Source organism: Streptococcus sp. oral taxon 061 (genome assembly GCF_964211575.1).
Lineage (GTDB): Bacteria > Bacillota > Bacilli > Lactobacillales > Streptococcaceae > Streptococcus.
On record NZ_CAXOQQ010000011.1, the window covers coordinates 1 to 17,485 of the forward strand.

Below are 17,485 nucleotides of genomic sequence, written 5' to 3' on the forward strand. Positions count from 1 at the left end.
AAGCAGCTATCATGCGATATCTACTGTTATGCGGTATTAGCTATCGTTTCCAATAGTTATCCCCCGCTACCAGGCAGGTTACCTACGCGTTACTCACCCGTTCGCAACTCATCCGGAAAGAGCAAGCTCCTTCCTTCAGCGTTCTACTTGCATGTATTAGGCACGCCGCCAGCGTTCGTCCTGAGCCAGGATCAAACTCTCATTAAAAGTTTGAGTTCTCACTCATTTCTGTCACTGACAGATTTATTGTTTTTTCATTGTTCAGTACTACAACATCAGTTGTAGTGCCCTGCACATTGGTTCGTCTTGTTCAGTTTTCAAAGGTCTTTGTCGCGCTTACGACAACTATATTAGTATATCACAGTCACTTTTCTCTGTCAACAGGTTTTTTTAACTTTTTTTAAATCCTATTTCCATCAACCGAGATACACTCATAGTCCGTACGGGATTCGAACCCGTGTTACCGCCGTGAAAAGGCGGTGTCTTAACCCCTTGACCAACGGACCTTGAGCTTTTTAACTCTTTCTATTATACCTACTTTTAGAATCTTGTCAACTAGTTTTTTTAAAAATAGTTGACAGAATTCTAGATTCACAAGTAGATGAGTAACTGAGATTACAATTCAGCAATTTGATTCAAGTTTACTTCTGCTACTGTATCATTACCAAACATTGAAATAATCATTTTCACTTTGTTGTTATCAATTTCAGTAATTTTTCCTGTATAATCAGCAAAGGCACCATCAATGATTCGAACTGTTTGACCAACTTCAACATTGATGTCGAATTCTTGAACCGTTTGTCCCATTGATACCAAGATATCTCTGATTTCTTGTTCCAAAAGCGGAGTTGGTTTAGATCTGTTTCCGTGTGAGCCGACAAATCCCGTAACGTTTGGTGTATTACGAACTACAAACCAAGCTTCATCGGTCATAACCATTTCTACAAGGACATATCCTGGGAAGCGATTTTCTTCAACTTCTTTTTTCTTCCCATTTTTTTCAACTTGCACAGTTTGAGTTGGAATTTCCACACGTAGGATATTATCCAACATATTGTATGTTTGTGCACGTTGCAAGAGATTTTCTTTTACTTTATTTTCATAACCAGAATATGTTTGTAGGACAAACCATCCTTTATCAAAACTATCCATCTTTTTTCCTTTCTTAATGGTAAACTTCTTTCAGCCTATTTATACTATCTTAAAAAATGTTAATGAATCGGATTAATCCGCTAACGATTAACTGGTCAAAAATATAAATGATGACAACAAAGAAGGCAGTGTATTCCATGATAGATTTGAAATCTACCCAACTTTGTTTTCGAGTTGGCCAAGTTGTATCTTTAAGAAGTGTAAAGATATCCTTAATAAAACCCATTCTTATCTCCTATCTCGTTTCTCGATGTGTTGTGTATTTACCACAATGTTTACAAAATTTATTTACTTCTAAGCGAGTCGGTTTTGGATTCCCACTAATTTTAATTGAGTAGTTTCTTGAACCACAAACCGCACAGGCTAAACTTGCTTTTTTAAGTGCCATAGCGCCTCCATCTTATCTATTATAACAAGAATCCCTGTCTTTGACAAGTTAAATTGCACTCTGCAATTTTCTATTTTCAAAATAAAAAAGCCTAGGAGTAATCCTAGACTCTATTTTACATTATTTACCAAGGTAGTATTCAGAAACTACGTTCAATTTTTCGTCAAATTCGAATACCAATGGTGGGAAGTTAGGGATTTCCACATCCATGATTTCGTCGTCTGACAATTGTTTGATGTGTTTTACAAGGGCGCGGATTGAGTTACCATGTGCACCTACGAATACGTTTTTACCATCTTTAAGTGCTGGAGCGATTTTATCTTCCCAGAATGGAAGAGCGCGTTCCAAAGTCACTTTCAAGTTTTCAGCATCTGGAATTACTGAGTCATCAAGTGAAGCGTAACGACGGTCAGTGTGAGCTGAGTGCTCATCATCACGATCCATTGCTGGAGGCAATACATCGTATGAACGACGCCAGATGTGAACTTGCTCATCACCAAATTGCTCAGCAGCTTCTGCTTTGTTTTTACCAGTCAAACCACCGTAGTGACGTTCGTTCAAGCGCCATGATTTTTCAACTGGAACCCAAAGTTGGTCAGATGCTTCAAGTGCAAGGTTAGTTGTTTTGATTGCACGTTTCAATACTGAAGTGTAAGCTTGGTCAAATTCAATACCAGCTTCTTTGATCAATTTACCAGCATCGATAGCTTGTTGAGTACCTTTTTCAGAAAGATCTACGTCAGCCCATCCTGTGAAAAGGTTAGCTTTGTTCCATTCAGACTCACCGTGGCGAGCGAAAACCAATTTTACCATTAGTTGGATTCTCCTTTTATTTTTCGAGGTTGCCCTCGTTTATCTATTCTATTTTACACAATTTTTCACAAAAAAGCTAGTTAAAATCAACGAAAAAGAGAAGAGCTCATGGACTCTTCCCTAAAAAAATTTATTCTTCAATTCTAAATTGTTTCAAGCTTGCTAGGTACAGAGCCCCACCAATCACAAGGACAATTCCACCAATCCATCCAAGGAAAGGAATCAAGGCAACTACAGATCCTACGATAAATAGAATCGATGGTGCTAGTGAAATACGATTGTCATCCTTATAGTAGACAAGTGAGAGGATTCCAAGAATGAGGGTTGCAATTTTCACTAAAGAGAAAACAATGAAAATAATGCCCAAAATTAGCCCTGCAGCATCTTCGTCTTCAGAAATGGCTGCAAGAAATACCATAAAAATTGGTAAGAAAGCTAAAATTGCCCCTGCAATAATACCAATAAAGCCATCTACTTGTGCTAGTGTTTTTGTCTTCATAAATATCTCCTTTTATTTTAATAAGGTATATTATACCATATTTTTATTAAAGTTTTTATTTTTTAAAAAAAATACAGGAAGATCCTGTATTTTTGTTAGATTATTTAGCTTCAAATCCTTCTGCTACTGCATCCGCAAAGTTTTCTTCAACGATGCTTGCACAGTGATCACAGATGGTTGCATTATAGCTACGTTCTACTGTACTTGGATCGATACGACGGCAACGATCACAAACTTCACCAGTTGCACGCTCAACTGTGAAGGCCACATCTTCAAAGTTAACTGCACCTTCCGGAGCTGGACCTTCAGCGATTGTCAATTTAGAGACGATCAAGAGTTGGGCTACATTGCTATCAACAGCTCCAAGAAGAGTTTTCACCACTTCATTTGGATAAACTGTCAAGTGAGCTTCAAGTGATTTACCAATCACTTTTTCATTACGAGCTTCTTCCAAAGCCTTTTGAGCTTGTCCACGGAAGTCCATAAAGGCTGACCAGGCATCCAAGATTTCCTCTTGATTCGCAAATGTTTGTGCTTCTGGCAATTCTGACAATTGAACAAAGTCTTCTGTTTCAAACTCGAGATATGACCAGATTTCTTCAGCAGTGTGTGGAAGAATTGGTGTCAAGAGTTTCGTGATTTTCACAAGGATGTCATAGAAGACTGTTTGCATCTGACGGCGTTCAAGTGACTTAGCCCCTTCAATGTAAACAACATCTTTGGCAAAGTCAAGGTAGAAAGCAGACAAATCAACGTTGATAAAGTTCACTAGTGCTTTATAGATTGTCAAGAATTCAAAGTTTGCATAAGCGTCACGAATAGTCTTAACAAGTTGGTTAAAGCGGATAGTCATGTACTTATCAACAGAACGAAGTTCTTCGTAAGCGACTGCATCCTCAGCTGGGTTAAAGTCAGATGTGTTAGCAATCAAGAAACGAAGGGTGTTACGGATCTTACGGTAAGTTTCAGAAACTTGACTCAAGATATCCATAGAGATACGTACGTCGTTGCTTGAATCAACACTTGTTACCCAGAGACGCAAAATTTCCGCACCAAATTGTTTTTCAACATCGCTTGGAGCAATGGTATTTCCAAGAGATTTAGACATCTTCTCACCTTTACCGTCAAGGGCAAAACCTTGTGACAAGATTTGTTTGTATGGTGCTACACCATAGTTAGCCACAGAGGTGATGAGTGATGAGTTGAACCAACCACGGTATTGGTCTGAACCTTCAAGGTATAGATCTGCTGGATATTTGAGTTCTGGACGGTTAACCACGACACCATTCCATGATGAACCTGAGTCAAACCAAACATCCATGATGTCTGTTTCTTTCTTGAACTCGCCATTTGGTGAACCTGGATGGGTAAACCCTTCTGGCAAGAGGTCTTTGGCATCACGTTCCCACCAGATGATGGAACCATGTTCTTCAAAGAGTTGCGCTACATGTTCGATGGTTTCAGCTGTCATGATTGGTGTTCCGTCTTCTGCGTAGAAGATTGGAAGAGGAACTCCCCAAACACGTTGACGAGAGATAACCCAGTCACCACGGTCACGGATCATGTTGTAAAGACGGACCTTACCCCATTCTGAGTGGAACTTCACTTTTTCAATTTCGTCCAAGATTTCTTGGCGGAATTTAGATACAGAAGCAAACCATTGAGGCACTGCACGCCAGATGATTGGTTTTTTAGTACGCCAGTCAAATGGGTAGGAGTGAGAGATTTCTTCTTTAGCAAGAAGTAAATCACCAAGTTTTTCAATAACCGTTGGCACAACCTTGTCATAAAATTGACCTTCGAACTCTGCACCTGCATTGGCCATCATGATTCCGCGTTCGTTGACAGTTACAGCAACTTCGAGACCATTGGCAACACCAACATTGTAATCATCCTCACCAAAACCTGGCGCTGTATGGACGATACCAGTACCGGAGTCTGTTGTAACGTGGTCACCAAGGATAACGAGTTCATCTACTGCTGTATCCCATGGGTGTTCTGTCACGATGTGGTTCAATTCTGAACCACGGTAGGTCGCCAACACTTGAACATCCGCCCATCCAAATTTCTCAGACAAGCTATTCAACAACTCTGAAGCAACTACAAACTTACGAGTTTCACCAGCAGGTTGTACGACTACATAGTCAATATCTGCTCCAACAGTCAAACCACGAGAGGCTGTGATAGTAAATGGAGTTGTTGTCCAGACAACGATGTAAGTATCTGTATCAAGAACACCTTTGCCATCTTTGACCTTGTTAGCATAGTAAAGTGAAGTTGAAACCAAGTCATGGTATTCAATCTCTGCTTCAGCAAGAGCTGACTCAGATGACCAAGACCAGTAAACTGGCTTAGCTCCACGGTAGATATAGCCTTTGTTAGCCATTTCACCGAAGACACGGATTTGCGCTGCTTCATAGTCTGGCGTCAAGGTTACATATGGATTTTCCCAGTCACCAGAAACACCCAAACGTTTGAAGTCTTCGCGTTGTTTATCTACTTGAGAAAGAGCGTATTCGCGACAAAGTTTCAAGTATTCAACCAAGTCCATTTCTTTGCGTTTAACACCTTGTTTTGCTAAAACTTGCTCGATTGGCAAACCATGAGTATCCCAACCTGGAATATATGGTGCGTAAAATCCTGACATCGATTTTGAACGAACAATGATATCCTTTGAAATCTTGTTCATGGCATGTCCAACGTGGATGTTTCCGTTGGCATACGGAGGGCCATCATGAAGGGTGAAATGCGGTTTTCCTTCATTTAATTCTTGACGACGTTGATAAAGTTTAGCTTCATCCCATTCCTTTTGCCAAACTGGCTCTTTGGTCGGAAGACCGGCACGCATTGGAAATTCTGTTTTCCCAAGATTGAGGGTTTCTTTAAGTTTCATTAGTACTCCTTTAATGTAAATTGACAATATAAAAACCACGACTCGCAAAAAGGACGAAAATCGTGGTACCACCTTTGTTCGGAAAAAGACCTAGTCTCTTTCCCTCTTTTCCCGTAACGTGGGCAACGTCAAATCTTACTATTTTCAGATTTGATACTAAGAGAGGATGAATTTACCAACAGGGATTGTAGGACTTTCACCATCTCCTACTCGCTAGAAATGTGTTTGATAAATTCTTGTTCTCTAATGAGATTCTTATAAAATTAGAACTGATTCTTGTTGAGTGTCAGCATCATCTTGAGGTCCTTCCTCATGTGCTGGTTCAACAGGAGTTTCAGCAACTGGCTGAAGTTCAACTTCAGTTTCAGTTGACTCTTCAGCAGCTTGTTCAGCCTCTAACAATTCTTTGTTAGCTGCTTCAATACGCGCTTGTAGTTCTGCAACTTCTTCTGGAGAAAATTGACGAGTCATGTCAATTGGTTCTTCATCATGATATGAGGATACATCTTCACCTAGAACTTCTTGGACGACTTCCTTAAATGCTTCGTCGCTAGTTTGAAGATAAGTTGCAGTCGGACGCAAAATTTCTTCCCAATCTGATGAATCAACAATAGCCAACTGACTTTCGATTGTTGATTTCAAACGTTGGTGGAAGACGCGGCTCTTATTCTTCAACTCTTCAGTTTCTACAGCAACTTTTTTAGCATTATCTGTAGCTTGACGCAAAATTTCATTGGCTTTATACTTAGCTTCATCAAGTAAGCGTTGGGCATCTTGCTCAGCCTGCTTAATGATGTTATTAGAACGGTCATTCGCAGCTTGTTTCACACGTTCAGCTGTGTCTTGGGCAATCAAAACTGATTGACTCAATGAATCCTTAATCTCATCAAAATACGACAAACGTTCTTCTAAGTTTTTAATGTGTTGTTCTTTTTCATGATTGCTTCGTACAAGTGCTTCATAGTCACGAACAACAATATCTAAAAATTCATCAACTTCTTCACGGTTAAAACCTCTAAACTGAACACCAAAGGTTTTATCCTTAATTTCTAACGATGTAATTGGCATATTTTTCCTCACTTATTTAATAAAAAATAGAATCATTAATTGCTTCTGGTTCTTGCTCGTTTGTTACTGTTCTCTTAGGAATATCATTCGTATAGTCGGAAAGACGTTCTTCTAGTTTTTTGATGTAGAGTTCAGTTTCCTCTTTGTTTCGGATTAATTCCTCTAATTCAAAATAAATCTTATCTAGAAATAAATCAACTTCTTCCTGATTGTAGCCTCTGAATGATCTTGAGAAAGCTTTATCACTAATTTCTTGTGGTGTAATTGACATATTTTTCTCACTTGCTTAATAGTATCTGGACTGTTAATTTTTTCTTATCCTTTTTGGTTTGACCATTTTCTTTGAGTAAGATAATTCGACCAAAGCGTCTGACGCTGATTAAATCACCAAATTTTACCGGATAGTCCGATTTTTCAACTATATGATAGTTGACTTGAACCAACTTTTTTTCAACCAGAGCCGAAGTTTGGGAACGAGATAATTTCAATATGCTAGATAAGAAGGCATCCAGTCGAAGACTTGAAACCAAGACTTCTTTTTCTTGATAGTCATCTTTGGATTCTATCATATCTGAAAAAGGACGTTCTACTAAACTTACAGGCAACTTGGAAATCTTTTGAATTCCATCTTGGAAAAGAGTGGTAAATCTTCGATCGACAATAATTTGGGCTTTCTCTTCTGTCACCAGAATGTCTCCGAATAACTTACGGTCAATACCTAGTCGATTGAGAACTGTACCCAATATCTTTGAATGGGTCAGTTGCTGAAACTTGCTAGGATACACGATCTCAAGCAAGGTCATTTCAAAATCTTCCAAACTTGGCGTGAAGTAATCGGGCGCTAAAATAACCCTAGCGTACTCCGAAGAGATATAACTCGTACTAGAGAAGACTTTTATCCCTCTATTATTTCCCAAAGTTTCCAAGATAAATACTTGGTGAGGATTTATAAAAGGAGATAAAATCGGTGCATAGTGCTCCTCGACTTGACTCAACCATTCCAACCCCTTATCGATGAATGGAATATCCTCCGTTGCGAAATGTTGGTAAAGTTCCTTGCTCATAATACGACCAGTAAATTGATGAGATAGCGACTAATCATCCGCAAGAGAATTAGGGCAATCCAAACAGAGAAATCCAAACCTGCGATTTGAAGAGGTAGACGTTTTAGAGGCTCAAGAATTGGTTTACACAAAGTCTCTAAAAATTTCCCCAACTGTGTGTTATAGGCATTTGGAAACCATGATAATAGAGCAAAAGCTACAAGTATCAGTGAATAGATATCTGTAGCATTTTGGATAAAACGAATTATTAGAAACATTAACGTACTCTATTTCTCTTCATGTCAAAGTCGTACTCTTCGCTTTGAGCTTCTTCAGGTAAACGAATATCTTCAATGTTTACCACAACACCAACAGGTGTCAAAAGATACATTGTGTTCGCTACTTTTCTTAACTCACCAGCAAGGACATGACGTGCTCCATCCAAGTAATCCAAACAACGACGAGCTTGAACTTCTGTCATATATTGGAAGTCAATCAAGATACTCTCATTTCCAGCCAACAAATCAACAATATCTGTTGCATCTTCGTAACGGCGTGGGTAACGAACATCGATGGTTACTTTTTCAGTAGAACGATGACTTTCCATCGCTAGTTGTTGCTGACGTGCATGAAGTTTTGTAATGTTTTTCTCTTTTGTTTCAACTGAAGAAGATTCTTGAGCAGCAGCTTGCTGTGGCAATTCTCTTTTTTGAGGCACCGAAACTAGTGAACGTTCAGGTTGTGCAGCTACAACTTCTGAAGCAACTTCATCTCCATCTTCTGTAAAGTAATCTATAAATTTATCAAATTTATCTTTTAATGACATGATTATTTCCTATTTAAAAAATGCTGTACCAATTCGAACAAAAGTCGAGCCACATTGAATCGCTTCTTTGTAGTCACGACTCATTCCCATACTTAGTTCTGTCATTGGCATATTGGGGAATTGTTGTTCACGAATGTATTGTTGCAACTCTTGCGTTTCTTTAAAGATTTTTTGCAACTCTTCTGTTTGGGCCTCAAAGGGAGCCATGGTCATGAGACCAACATACTCGATTTGATCCAAGCTAGACAAGTCTGGCAAGACTGTCAATAGTTCTTCTTTTGAAAAACCATGCTTGCTTTCCTCTCCAGAAATATTGACCTGCAAAAAACATTTAACTGTTCTATCGGCACGTTTTTGAATCTCTTGGGCTAATTTCAAAGAATCTAAAGCGTGAAAATAATCAACATAAGGAATGATATCCTTGACTTTTCTTCTTTGCAAGCTACCAATCAAGTGCCAAGTAACATCTTTATCACTTAAAGCATGATACTTTTCAAGAAATTTATCAACACGGTTTTCACCGATGTGTTTGACTCCTTGGTCAATCAAATTTGCTGCAGTTGCAATATCAACATATTTTGTTACGGCAATTACAGAAACCGAACCGTCTTCACGGCCGGTTTCTGTAATTGCTTTTGTAACCTGTTGAAATACCTGATTTGTATTTTCTTTTAAATCCATCTCTATTAACGGTTTTTAAAGAATGGCGGTGTTTCCAACTCATCTTCGTCAGAAGCTGGTGCTTCGAAACGTTCAACTGGTGATACGACTGATTCACCTTGACGAACAATTGAATCACGTCTCAAGTCCCAGTCACCAAAAGCTGATGCTTTAGGCGCTTCAGTGTGACGTTGTGAAGGAGTTGGAAGTTCAGCTGTTTCTGCCAAATCAAAATGACGGTCATAAGTGTGTGTATGTCCAGATTTTACTGGTTCACGGAATGACGCTTGTCTTGGTTGTGGCGCTACAACTTTTTCGACTGCATCTTGACGAACTCCAGTTGCAACAACAGTTACACGGATTTCATCTTTCATTGATTCATCAATAGAAGTACCGAGCCAGATATTTACGCCATGTCCAGCAGCTTGATTGACGATTTCAGAAGCTTCTTCTGCTTCAATCAAAGTCATATCCAAACCACCAGTTACGTTAACGATAACATCTTCTGCTCCATCAATAGTTGTTTCAAGAAGTGGTGAGTAAATAGCTTTACGAGCCGCTTCAATAACGCGTTCTTCTCCGCTACCGATACCGATACCCATGAGGGCATTTCCTTTGTTTGCCATTACTGTCTTCACGTCTGCGAAGTCCAAGTTGATCAAACCAGGATTTGTAATCAAATCTGTAATCCCTTGAACACCTTGACGAAGAACGTTATCTGCTTCAGACAAAGCTTCAAGAAGTGGAGTTTTCTTGTCAACAATTTCTAATAAGTTGTTGTTTGAGATAATCAAAAGAGTATCAACATGTTCGCGAAGTTCGTTAATACCTTCAACTGCGAATTGACCACGTTTGCTTCCTTCGAAACCAAATGGACGTGTCACAACACCGACAGTCAAAGCACCTAAACCTTTAGCGATACGAGCGATAACTGGTGCAGCACCTGTACCAGAACCACCACCCATACCAGCAGTGATGAAGACCATATCTGCACCACTGATAGCTTCAGTAATTACTTCTTCGCTTTCTTCAGCAGCCTTACGACCAACTTCAGGCTGTCCTCCAGCACCAAGTCCGCGAGTTAATTTTGGACCAAGTTGGATAACTGTTTCAGCTTTTGTACTGCTCAAGGCTTGTACATCTGTGTTGGCTGCGATGAACTCAACACCTGAAACGCCTTCGTCAACCATGCGGTTAATGGCGTTTCCACCGCCACCACCGACACCAATTACTTTAATTACTGCACCTTGTGCTGCTGCTGTATCAAATGAAAATGTCATATTTTATCCCTCTATCCTATTCATCAAACATGCTTCCGATTAAGCTACGGAATCGCTCAGTTAATTTTGGTTTCTCTTCTGATTGATTTGGAGTTGCTGATTCAGCAGTATAAGTTGGTTCTGCTGATTCAGTTGAAGTTGTACCAAACACTGAGCGTTGAGAAGCTGCAGGTTTTTCCTGACTTGAAGTTCTGAAATCAATTGGTTGTTGACGTAGAACTTGATCTCCTCTGATAGCTCTTTGAGCCAAAACATTCACTTCTGTAAGACTTCCAGCAAATTCTGACAAACTAATCACATGAGCAAATGCAGGATTGCGGATACCTACTTGGTTTGGAACATAAAGTTTCACACGAACTCCAAGTACTTCTTGGGCAAGCTCAACGATACCTGGTAGAATAGCATTCCCACCAATCAGAGCAATACCACCCGGCAAGTCCAACAAATGTCTTCTTTCCAAATCTTGTTTGATTTGTTCAAAGATGTGTTTCAATCTAGCTGAAATAATTTGAGCCAAGTATTCTTCTGTAACTTCAACAGGTTCTACTTCACCAATCACTTCAACTTGGAAAGTTTCTTTGCTTGCAAGTTGCGGATAAGCTTCACCGTAGTTAAGCTTCAAACCTTCTGCAATTTTCTTAGAAGTTTTAAGAACTTTTGAAATGTCCTTAGTGACGTAATCGCCACCTTCTTGGTAAACATTTGTGTATTGTAGTTCTTGATTACGGATAGTAGCAACACTTGTTTGGCCACCACCCATATCAATAACAGTCGCTCCAAACTCACGTTCGCCTTCGTTAAGAACAGAGTTTACAATTGCAAGCGGTGAAATAATCACGTTATCAACTTGAACTCCAACACGTTCTACAGTTTTACGAAGGTTGTGAAGAATGGTTCTTGGACCTGTATAGAGAAGCCCACGCATTTCCAAACGAACACCCATCATACCACGTGGGTCACGAATACCTTGGAAACCGTCTACTACAAATTCTTCTGGCACAAACGTAATCACTTCACGATCAGGTGTCATACTCTTAGTCAAAGCCGATTTGACAACATTCTCAACATCTTGATCTGTAATTTCTTTTGTATCTGATGTTACAGGAATCATTCCTTGAGTTGGTTCCACTTGCAACAAGTTTGCTGGAAGTCCAACATTTACGGATTTAATTGAAATCCCTGCTTTTTCTTCTGCTTGAGAAATAGCAGATTTGATAGCCGTTGCTGCGGCTTCGATGTCAACGATAATCCCATCCTTGACACCTTTACTTTTGGCGTTGCTAACACCGATTACATTTACTTCACCATCTACAAGCTCAGCAACTAACACTTTAATTGAGCTTGTTCCAATATCTAAGCCTGTAAAGAAACCATTTCTAGTCATTACATTGCGTCCTCTCTATCTTCCAAGTTTCACACTTTGATTTTTTAACAGCTACAAGAAGGCATAGCTATTCACAGAATATTATATCACAAAAATCCGATTCGTGCCTAATTTTTTGTGATTTTATCGAAGGTTTTTCATTAAATTTATTTTAATATTCCATTACAAGTCCCTCTTTTTTATTTTTTCTATGAAAAACAGTGTAAAAATGTCAGAAAAGCTGAAAAATGCTGTGTAATTTATTGTATTTTTCAAGTAATTTCATGCCAACTTCATTTCAATTTTGCGTTAAGATGAAATACTTAAATTGTCCCTAAAAACTAATCGCTTCTTCTCTAACTTATATACTAGAAGATTAACTTTGTAACAAAAATAAGAAGTCCAAAAAGACTTCTTATTTTGTTAATTTTTTAAGAGCACTGGTTAGATAAAAACCATCTCGTATTTTTTTACCAATATTTTTTGCATTTGCAACCAATTCTTGATAATCGGCATCTGATAGATTTTCAATCGTGTTTTTTAAATCATGAAGAGACTCCACTGCAACACCACAGTTCTTCTCAAGCACAAAGTGAGACAAGGCAGACTGTTTCCACACTACAAGCGGGAATCCAGATGCCAAATAAAGGGATGCCTTGTGAGAATTGTTATAACGGAGGTACTCTCCGAAAACACCACTACATGTTTCAGCACTATCACCATCCCATACAAGCCCAAAACCACCCTCAAGGGCTGCAGGAAGTTCGTCTGGCAAGAAAGAACCAAAGTAAGCCTCATTCTCTAAAGCTCTACTCTCATCAAAACCGACACCATAGAGATTGTAGGCCGGTCTAGCAGGCAATTGATAAAGGTAACCTGCTTTTTCTTGGGCTAAATTCCCTGCTACAATGATTGGTTGATCCTTTGATAGACCATCTTTCTCTTGGTAATTCGGAATGAGGTAGTCAAAAATTTCTAAACTAACTAGTTTGTGCTCTGGGAGCCCCTTCTCCACCAATACTGATTTCATAATCGGATTATGAGCAATCACTCCATCAGCCACCTTCAATAGACTCGATTCTTGAAGATGGACTCGAATCTTATGCTTCAAAGGTACTGTATCCAGATTGGCATAGCGCAAAGCTTCCAAATCATGGATAATAAAATAGACTTGTACCCCTCTTCGCTGGATTTTTCTTACCAAGCGAGTGGTGAAAAAACTATGATGGAGCATGGGGAATTGAATCAATAATTGATCCCCTGATTTCAACTGAGAAAAAGCTTGAGCTAGAGCTTTTGCCTTGTGTCGTTGGGCTTTAACGGTTCCCATTTGATACCAATCCTCAACTGTTAACAACAAGGGTTGATAGCCTTCTCGTTTGACAATTTCCTCGACATCATTTCTGGCCTTATTTCCAGCGTTTCGAGCACCAGAATCTTTTAAAAACTCTTCTTTTAGAAAATACTTCATGAATCACTATTTCTTTCAATCAAATTCATTTGCTACGACTTCCAAAGCACGCTCAATAACCACGTGCATGTCGTAGTATTTATAGTCTGCCAAACGTCCACAGAAGATAACCTTATCATTTTTGGTTGCTTCTTCTTGGTACTTAGCAAACATAGCGTTGTTCTTTTCATCGTTGATTGGGTAATATGGTTCATCTCCACGTTTCCAATCAGCTGGGTATTCACGTGTGATAACTGTCTTAGGTTGTGTACCATATTCGAAGTGCTTATGCTCAATGATACGAGTATAAGGAATCTCACGCTCGGTGTAGTTGACCACGGCATTTCCTTGATGATTTTCCTCATCCAAGACTTCGTGTTCAAAACGAAGACTGCGATACTCCAACTCACCGTGTTTGTAGTCAAAGTACTGGTCAATCATCCCTGTAAAGACAACTTTATCAGCTGATGCTTCAAGCTCTTCACGATTAGCAAAGAAATCAACGCCAAGCTCTACTTCCACATCACCAAGCATATTTTCAATGATGACGTTGTATCCACCGATTGGAATTCCTTGGTAACGGTCATTAAAGTAGTTGTTATCAAAGGTCAAACGAACTGGTAGACGTTTGATGATAAATGGTGGAAGATCTGTAGCAGAACGGCCCCATTGTTTTTCGGTATAGCCCTTAATCAACTTTTCATAGATATCTGGGCCAATCAACTTGATAGCTTGTTCTTCCAAGTTCTTAGGCTCAACATCCTTCATGTCAGCCGTTTGCTCGGCAATCTTATCCTTGACTTCTTGTGGTGTCTTAGTTCCCCACATAGCGTAGAAGGTATTCATGTTGAAAGGAAGATTGTAGAGGCTGCCCTTGTAGTTAGCCACTGGTGAGTTGATATAGTTATTGAATTCAGCGAATTGGTTGACATAATCCCAAACCTTTTTGTTTGAGGTATGGAAAATGTGGGCACCATACTTGTGGATATTGATGTCTTCAACATTTTCACAGTAGATATTTCCACCGATGTGATCACGTTTGTCAATCACTTTTACTTTTTTACCACGTTTTGTAGCTTCGTGTGCGAAGATTGCTCCAGACAAACCTGCACCAACAATTAAATAGTCATACATATTAAAACTCCGTTAATGAACTCTACAATTTCTTATTAATGCTGACTCCGGGCCAGCAAACGTTATTTTTTCTTTCTTAGAAAGGACTCTTAGCATCTATTAAAGCCTCCTAAAGTCTAGTACTAGAACTAGGTCGCATTTAATTTAGTAATATCATTCGATTCTTTTTTACTAAAAGTATTTGTTGTAAATAGTAAAAACATGAATATATTATATGTAGGAACAAACCAAAAGGCTTCAATCATACAGTTAAAAGCAATCAATGATAAAATCGCAACGAATAAATATTGACCATCCTTATACTGTTTTCTCGAGGCGACAACATAAATTACGATCAATAGGACTACAGGAACTATTCCATATGTAAATAACATCTGCACATAAGAAGAATCTACATAGTTATACCCAATTACAGATTCTGTTTTTCCACCTGATCCGATAAATTGAACGTTTCTAGTCCCAAATAGATGCACTTCAAATGTAGTAAATGCATTCCTGCCTAGAGCCAGCCTTCCCGTAATTAATTTGTTTATCGATACTAAAAATGGATTAGACCAAGAAAACTTGTATGACAAATAGGTAACAATTGATGCGAATATAACAGCCGAATATGGGAACAAGGCAAATATCTTTAGTTTTTTCTCTTTGCTGTAATAAAAATAAATGAAAATAACTGTCGCTAACAAGATTGACAAAGCATTTAAACGTGCATCACAGTATTTTATAATGAAAGCTGATAGCAAGACACCAAACAGAGATCTGGTCCATATAAATTTATCTTTTAGAAGATAGGAAATTGCTAAAAATAGATAGAAGCAATGTGATGCAAAGTCCGTAGGATAAATAAACCCAAACGAATTTCGAATAACTCCCGCACGATTATATTGTAGATTAGGAACTATGCCAGCAAGTGATAAAAGAAAAACTCCAACTACGAGAATACCAGCTACAACTACATAGTTCCTCAAAACTACTTTCATATCTACATTAACCAAGAGGACTAGTAGCATCGAATAGACTAGAAAATTAAGTCTATTCGTTTGAAAATACACTAAAACCCCCGAAAGCAACAATAGAATAGAAAGTATTAGATATTTGTATGAGACCCGCATTTTATACAAAAAACGAAGCCCTAAAAGCAATACAACCAAAAATAGGAAATTTACTTTGACTTGAAAAAAAGTCCTATCCAGCATCGTAGTTGATATGGTATTAAAAAATACCACTACAGATACAACAATGCTGACTAGTAGGTTTTCAAATTTAATTTTTATCATATTTTTTGAAAAAGAATCATACAGAGTGATTTATAAGAAAAAGAAATATGGAATTGAATGAGAAAAAATAATATTTCTTTAATCTTCTAGTTCACTTATACTCTTCTATCCTCCCTTTCCTAACTATTTAATCAACCAAAGCGAATTTAATCTATACAAGAGTTCATTTTACAATAAGACTATAAGCTACTGAAATTTCTATTTATTCCATTCAATTTCACTTATTCAATAACTGCTGTTTCAACTCTTTTGGACTAATTACCTTTAAGAATAGTATTTGAAAAATGTAAAGTATCGCTCCTATTGTAGCAAATACCATAACATTTATAACAGGCGTAAAATTCACTGTAGTTTTTACAACGAATAGTACACCGTACATGAGAGCTGATGCTCCTATAATTTTAACTGTCGAAGCTAGAAGAGGCACTTCCTTTAAATAGTTTCTGGTAAAATACAGTTGAATAGCCCATACTAAGGCTTCTGTTAATACAGAAACAATGGCTGCTCCGATATAACCTAATTTAGGTAGTAATAATAAATTTAAACCGACACTCACAATAGCTGGAATAGTTGTCGAAATCATAAATTCTTTATTTTTATTATGTGGAATCAAAATTTGAATACCCATAATATTTGTCCAGCCAATAAAGAACATTCTAAAAATCATAATTGCTATCGCATATTTAGCATCTTGGAAATCCTGTCCTAAGAAAAATTGCACGAAATCATCATTAACAATTAACATTCCTGCTATTATAGGAAAAATGACTAAATTGTATATTAAGAAAGACATCTGATGCATTTTGTTTACAGCCTTGTGATCTCCAGTTGATAGGAGATTGGCAACACGAGGAAGCATTACGCTTCCTAACGAAGTCACTAGTGTAAGCAAAATATTGACCAATTTTAAGGCTTGGTCATAAATTCCGACGTCTTTAGTTGAGGCTAATGCCCCTAGCATAGTACGATCCAAAGTAACATATAGCGAAATAGCTATTTGCGGCAAAAACAAGAGAACAACTGGTTTCAAGTGTTGTTTAGCATAGGACCAATCAAAATGTGGTTTCCCGATAAATTCTCTAGCTGGCAACCACATACTAAACTGCCCCAATAATTCAAATATTGTTAGCAAAAACACATAAAGATATAAATCATTTGCTGATTTTACAAATAAGAAGATTGAAATGACACCGACCAGTTTAACAGTAATATTTCTAACTGTTATCTTGCGAAAATCCTCTAACCCTTGAAATAACCAGGAGATATCCATCCCTTTAGATACCAGACTCAAGCCCAAAATATATGCAACGGGATTTCGCATAAATGACAAGGACAAACATAAGAGAATGTATAAGCATATTGACAGAATGGTCGCACCAAACTGCAAGGTGTATATGCCCCAAAAGTTTTTTCGGATATCTTTACGATGGCCTGAAATTTCTTTTGTACCATAATTGGCCACGCCCAATGTCGCCAATAAAATAAAGTAGGTTACAATTGAATTGAAATAACCATAAGTACCTAAATCAGTTGAACTAAATACCCTAGTTACATAAGGTGTTGTTATAATAGGAAGAATTATCACTAGTAGCTGGTAAGAGAGATTATATGCATAATTTTTTAAAATCTTCATTCTTAC

General features: G+C 38.1%; 18 protein-coding genes, 1 tRNA gene and 1 rRNA gene. All 20 read right to left on the bottom strand.

Going from position 1 to position 17,485, the window contains the following annotated elements:
- A 16S ribosomal RNA gene (locus AB8E63_RS07885) occupies positions 1-207 on the bottom strand; the annotation flags it as partial.
- 227 nt (positions 208-434) lie between these two features.
- A tRNA-Glu gene (locus tag AB8E63_RS07890) sits at positions 435-506 on the bottom strand.
- Between the two features lie 109 nt (positions 507-615).
- The gene (nusG, locus tag AB8E63_RS07895) at positions 616-1,152 is read right to left on the bottom strand and encodes a transcription termination/antitermination protein NusG (RefSeq protein WP_004254102.1); all 537 of its coding nucleotides are present in this window, start codon (positions 1,150-1,152) and stop codon (positions 616-618) included.
- Positions 1,153-1,201: 49 nt separating this feature from the next.
- Positions 1,202-1,378 carry a preprotein translocase subunit SecE gene (secE, locus tag AB8E63_RS07900; RefSeq protein ID WP_004254104.1) on the bottom strand — a complete coding sequence of 59 codons (177 nt, stop codon included), beginning with the start codon at positions 1,376-1,378 and terminating at the stop codon, positions 1,202-1,204.
- A gap of 9 nt (positions 1,379-1,387) precedes the next feature.
- Entirely contained in the window at positions 1,388-1,540 is a 153-nt protein-coding gene (gene rpmG / locus AB8E63_RS07905; RefSeq protein WP_001809375.1) for a 50S ribosomal protein L33, read from the bottom strand.
- A 120-nt stretch (positions 1,541-1,660) separates the two neighbouring features.
- Positions 1,661-2,353: a phosphoglycerate mutase gene (locus tag AB8E63_RS07910; protein ID WP_000240128.1), complete on the bottom strand. Its 693-nt coding sequence runs from the start codon at positions 2,351-2,353 to the stop codon at positions 1,661-1,663.
- A gap of 130 nt (positions 2,354-2,483) precedes the next feature.
- Complete coding sequence (locus tag AB8E63_RS07915; RefSeq protein ID WP_004254107.1) at positions 2,484-2,852, bottom strand: hypothetical protein; 369 nt, start codon at positions 2,850-2,852, stop codon at positions 2,484-2,486.
- 100 nt (positions 2,853-2,952) lie between these two features.
- Positions 2,953-5,745, bottom strand: a complete 2,793-nt coding sequence (gene ileS, locus AB8E63_RS07920; RefSeq protein ID WP_368910719.1) for an isoleucine--tRNA ligase — start codon at positions 5,743-5,745, stop codon at positions 2,953-2,955.
- Positions 5,746-6,000: 255 nt separating this feature from the next.
- The gene (locus tag AB8E63_RS07925; protein ID WP_223334511.1) at positions 6,001-6,813 is read right to left on the bottom strand and encodes a DivIVA domain-containing protein; all 813 of its coding nucleotides are present in this window, start codon (positions 6,811-6,813) and stop codon (positions 6,001-6,003) included.
- Positions 6,814-6,829: 16 nt separating this feature from the next.
- Positions 6,830-7,084 carry a DivIVA domain-containing protein gene (locus AB8E63_RS07930; protein ID WP_368910721.1) on the bottom strand — a complete coding sequence of 85 codons (255 nt, stop codon included), beginning with the start codon at positions 7,082-7,084 and terminating at the stop codon, positions 6,830-6,832.
- Positions 7,085-7,091: 7 nt separating this feature from the next.
- Positions 7,092-7,877: an RNA-binding protein gene (locus AB8E63_RS07935; RefSeq protein ID WP_368910722.1), complete on the bottom strand. Its 786-nt coding sequence runs from the start codon at positions 7,875-7,877 to the stop codon at positions 7,092-7,094.
- The gene (locus tag AB8E63_RS07940; protein WP_006153053.1) at positions 7,874-8,134 is read right to left on the bottom strand and encodes a YggT family protein; all 261 of its coding nucleotides are present in this window, start codon (positions 8,132-8,134) and stop codon (positions 7,874-7,876) included. The genes AB8E63_RS07935 and AB8E63_RS07940 overlap by 4 nt, the downstream gene beginning before the upstream one ends.
- Complete coding sequence (locus tag AB8E63_RS07945; RefSeq protein WP_368910724.1) at positions 8,134-8,682, bottom strand: cell division protein SepF; 549 nt, start codon at positions 8,680-8,682, stop codon at positions 8,134-8,136. Before AB8E63_RS07945 ends, AB8E63_RS07940 begins: the two co-directional genes overlap by 1 nt.
- Positions 8,683-8,691: 9 nt before the next feature.
- Positions 8,692-9,363 carry a YggS family pyridoxal phosphate-dependent enzyme gene (locus AB8E63_RS07950; protein ID WP_368910726.1) on the bottom strand — a complete coding sequence of 224 codons (672 nt, stop codon included), beginning with the start codon at positions 9,361-9,363 and terminating at the stop codon, positions 8,692-8,694.
- A gap of 5 nt (positions 9,364-9,368) precedes the next feature.
- Positions 9,369-10,622: a cell division protein FtsZ gene (gene ftsZ / locus AB8E63_RS07955; RefSeq protein WP_368910728.1), complete on the bottom strand. Its 1,254-nt coding sequence runs from the start codon at positions 10,620-10,622 to the stop codon at positions 9,369-9,371.
- Positions 10,623-10,638: 16 nt separating this feature from the next.
- The gene (gene ftsA / locus AB8E63_RS07960; RefSeq protein ID WP_004254135.1) at positions 10,639-12,006 is read right to left on the bottom strand and encodes a cell division protein FtsA; all 1,368 of its coding nucleotides are present in this window, start codon (positions 12,004-12,006) and stop codon (positions 10,639-10,641) included.
- A 394-nt stretch (positions 12,007-12,400) separates the two neighbouring features.
- The gene (locus tag AB8E63_RS07965) at positions 12,401-13,456 is read right to left on the bottom strand and encodes a galactofuranosyltransferase (RefSeq protein WP_223334527.1); all 1,056 of its coding nucleotides are present in this window, start codon (positions 13,454-13,456) and stop codon (positions 12,401-12,403) included.
- Between the two features lie 15 nt (positions 13,457-13,471).
- Positions 13,472-14,569 carry a UDP-galactopyranose mutase gene (glf, locus tag AB8E63_RS07970; protein WP_223334529.1) on the bottom strand — a complete coding sequence of 366 codons (1,098 nt, stop codon included), beginning with the start codon at positions 14,567-14,569 and terminating at the stop codon, positions 13,472-13,474.
- A gap of 128 nt (positions 14,570-14,697) precedes the next feature.
- Entirely contained in the window at positions 14,698-15,846 is a 1,149-nt protein-coding gene (locus AB8E63_RS07975) for a polysaccharide polymerase (RefSeq protein ID WP_223334531.1), read from the bottom strand.
- 217 nt (positions 15,847-16,063) lie between these two features.
- On the bottom strand, positions 16,064-17,479 hold the full coding sequence (locus AB8E63_RS07980) for a flippase (RefSeq protein ID WP_368910731.1): 1,416 nt from the start codon (positions 17,477-17,479) through the stop codon (positions 16,064-16,066).
- Positions 17,480-17,485 lie beyond the last annotated feature (6 nt).

Bases quoted from the DNA above. Each gene is read 5' to 3' on its own strand.
- AB8E63_RS07980 (WP_368910731.1), bottom strand. From the start codon at position 17,479: ATGAAGATTTTAAAAAATTATGCATATAATCTCTCTTACCAGCTACTA.
- glf (WP_223334529.1), bottom strand. From the start codon at position 14,569: ATGTATGACTATTTAATTGTTGGTGCAGGTTTGTCTGGAGCAATCTTC.
- AB8E63_RS07975 (WP_223334531.1), bottom strand. From the start codon at position 15,846: ATGATAAAAATTAAATTTGAAAACCTACTAGTCAGCATTGTTGTATCT.
- AB8E63_RS07930 (WP_368910721.1), bottom strand. From the start codon at position 7,084: ATGTCAATTACACCACAAGAAATTAGTGATAAAGCTTTCTCAAGATCA.
- nusG (WP_004254102.1), bottom strand. From the start codon at position 1,152: ATGGATAGTTTTGATAAAGGATGGTTTGTCCTACAAACATATTCTGGT.
- ileS (WP_368910719.1), bottom strand. From the start codon at position 5,745: ATGAAACTTAAAGAAACCCTCAATCTTGGGAAAACAGAATTTCCAATG.
- AB8E63_RS07935 (WP_368910722.1), bottom strand. From the start codon at position 7,877: ATGAGCAAGGAACTTTACCAACATTTCGCAACGGAGGATATTCCATTC.
- AB8E63_RS07915 (WP_004254107.1), bottom strand. From the start codon at position 2,852: ATGAAGACAAAAACACTAGCACAAGTAGATGGCTTTATTGGTATTATT.
- secE (WP_004254104.1), bottom strand. From the start codon at position 1,378: ATGGGTTTTATTAAGGATATCTTTACACTTCTTAAAGATACAACTTGG.
- ftsZ (WP_368910728.1), bottom strand. From the start codon at position 10,622: ATGACATTTTCATTTGATACAGCAGCAGCACAAGGTGCAGTAATTAAA.
- AB8E63_RS07940 (WP_006153053.1), bottom strand. From the start codon at position 8,134: ATGTTTCTAATAATTCGTTTTATCCAAAATGCTACAGATATCTATTCA.
- rpmG (WP_001809375.1), bottom strand. From the start codon at position 1,540: ATGGCACTTAAAAAAGCAAGTTTAGCCTGTGCGGTTTGTGGTTCAAGA.
- AB8E63_RS07945 (WP_368910724.1), bottom strand. From the start codon at position 8,682: ATGTCATTAAAAGATAAATTTGATAAATTTATAGATTACTTTACAGAA.
- AB8E63_RS07910 (WP_000240128.1), bottom strand. From the start codon at position 2,353: ATGGTAAAATTGGTTTTCGCTCGCCACGGTGAGTCTGAATGGAACAAA.
- ftsA (WP_004254135.1), bottom strand. From the start codon at position 12,006: ATGACTAGAAATGGTTTCTTTACAGGCTTAGATATTGGAACAAGCTCA.
- AB8E63_RS07950 (WP_368910726.1), bottom strand. From the start codon at position 9,363: ATGGATTTAAAAGAAAATACAAATCAGGTATTTCAACAGGTTACAAAA.
- AB8E63_RS07965 (WP_223334527.1), bottom strand. From the start codon at position 13,456: ATGAAGTATTTTCTAAAAGAAGAGTTTTTAAAAGATTCTGGTGCTCGA.
- AB8E63_RS07925 (WP_223334511.1), bottom strand. From the start codon at position 6,813: ATGCCAATTACATCGTTAGAAATTAAGGATAAAACCTTTGGTGTTCAG.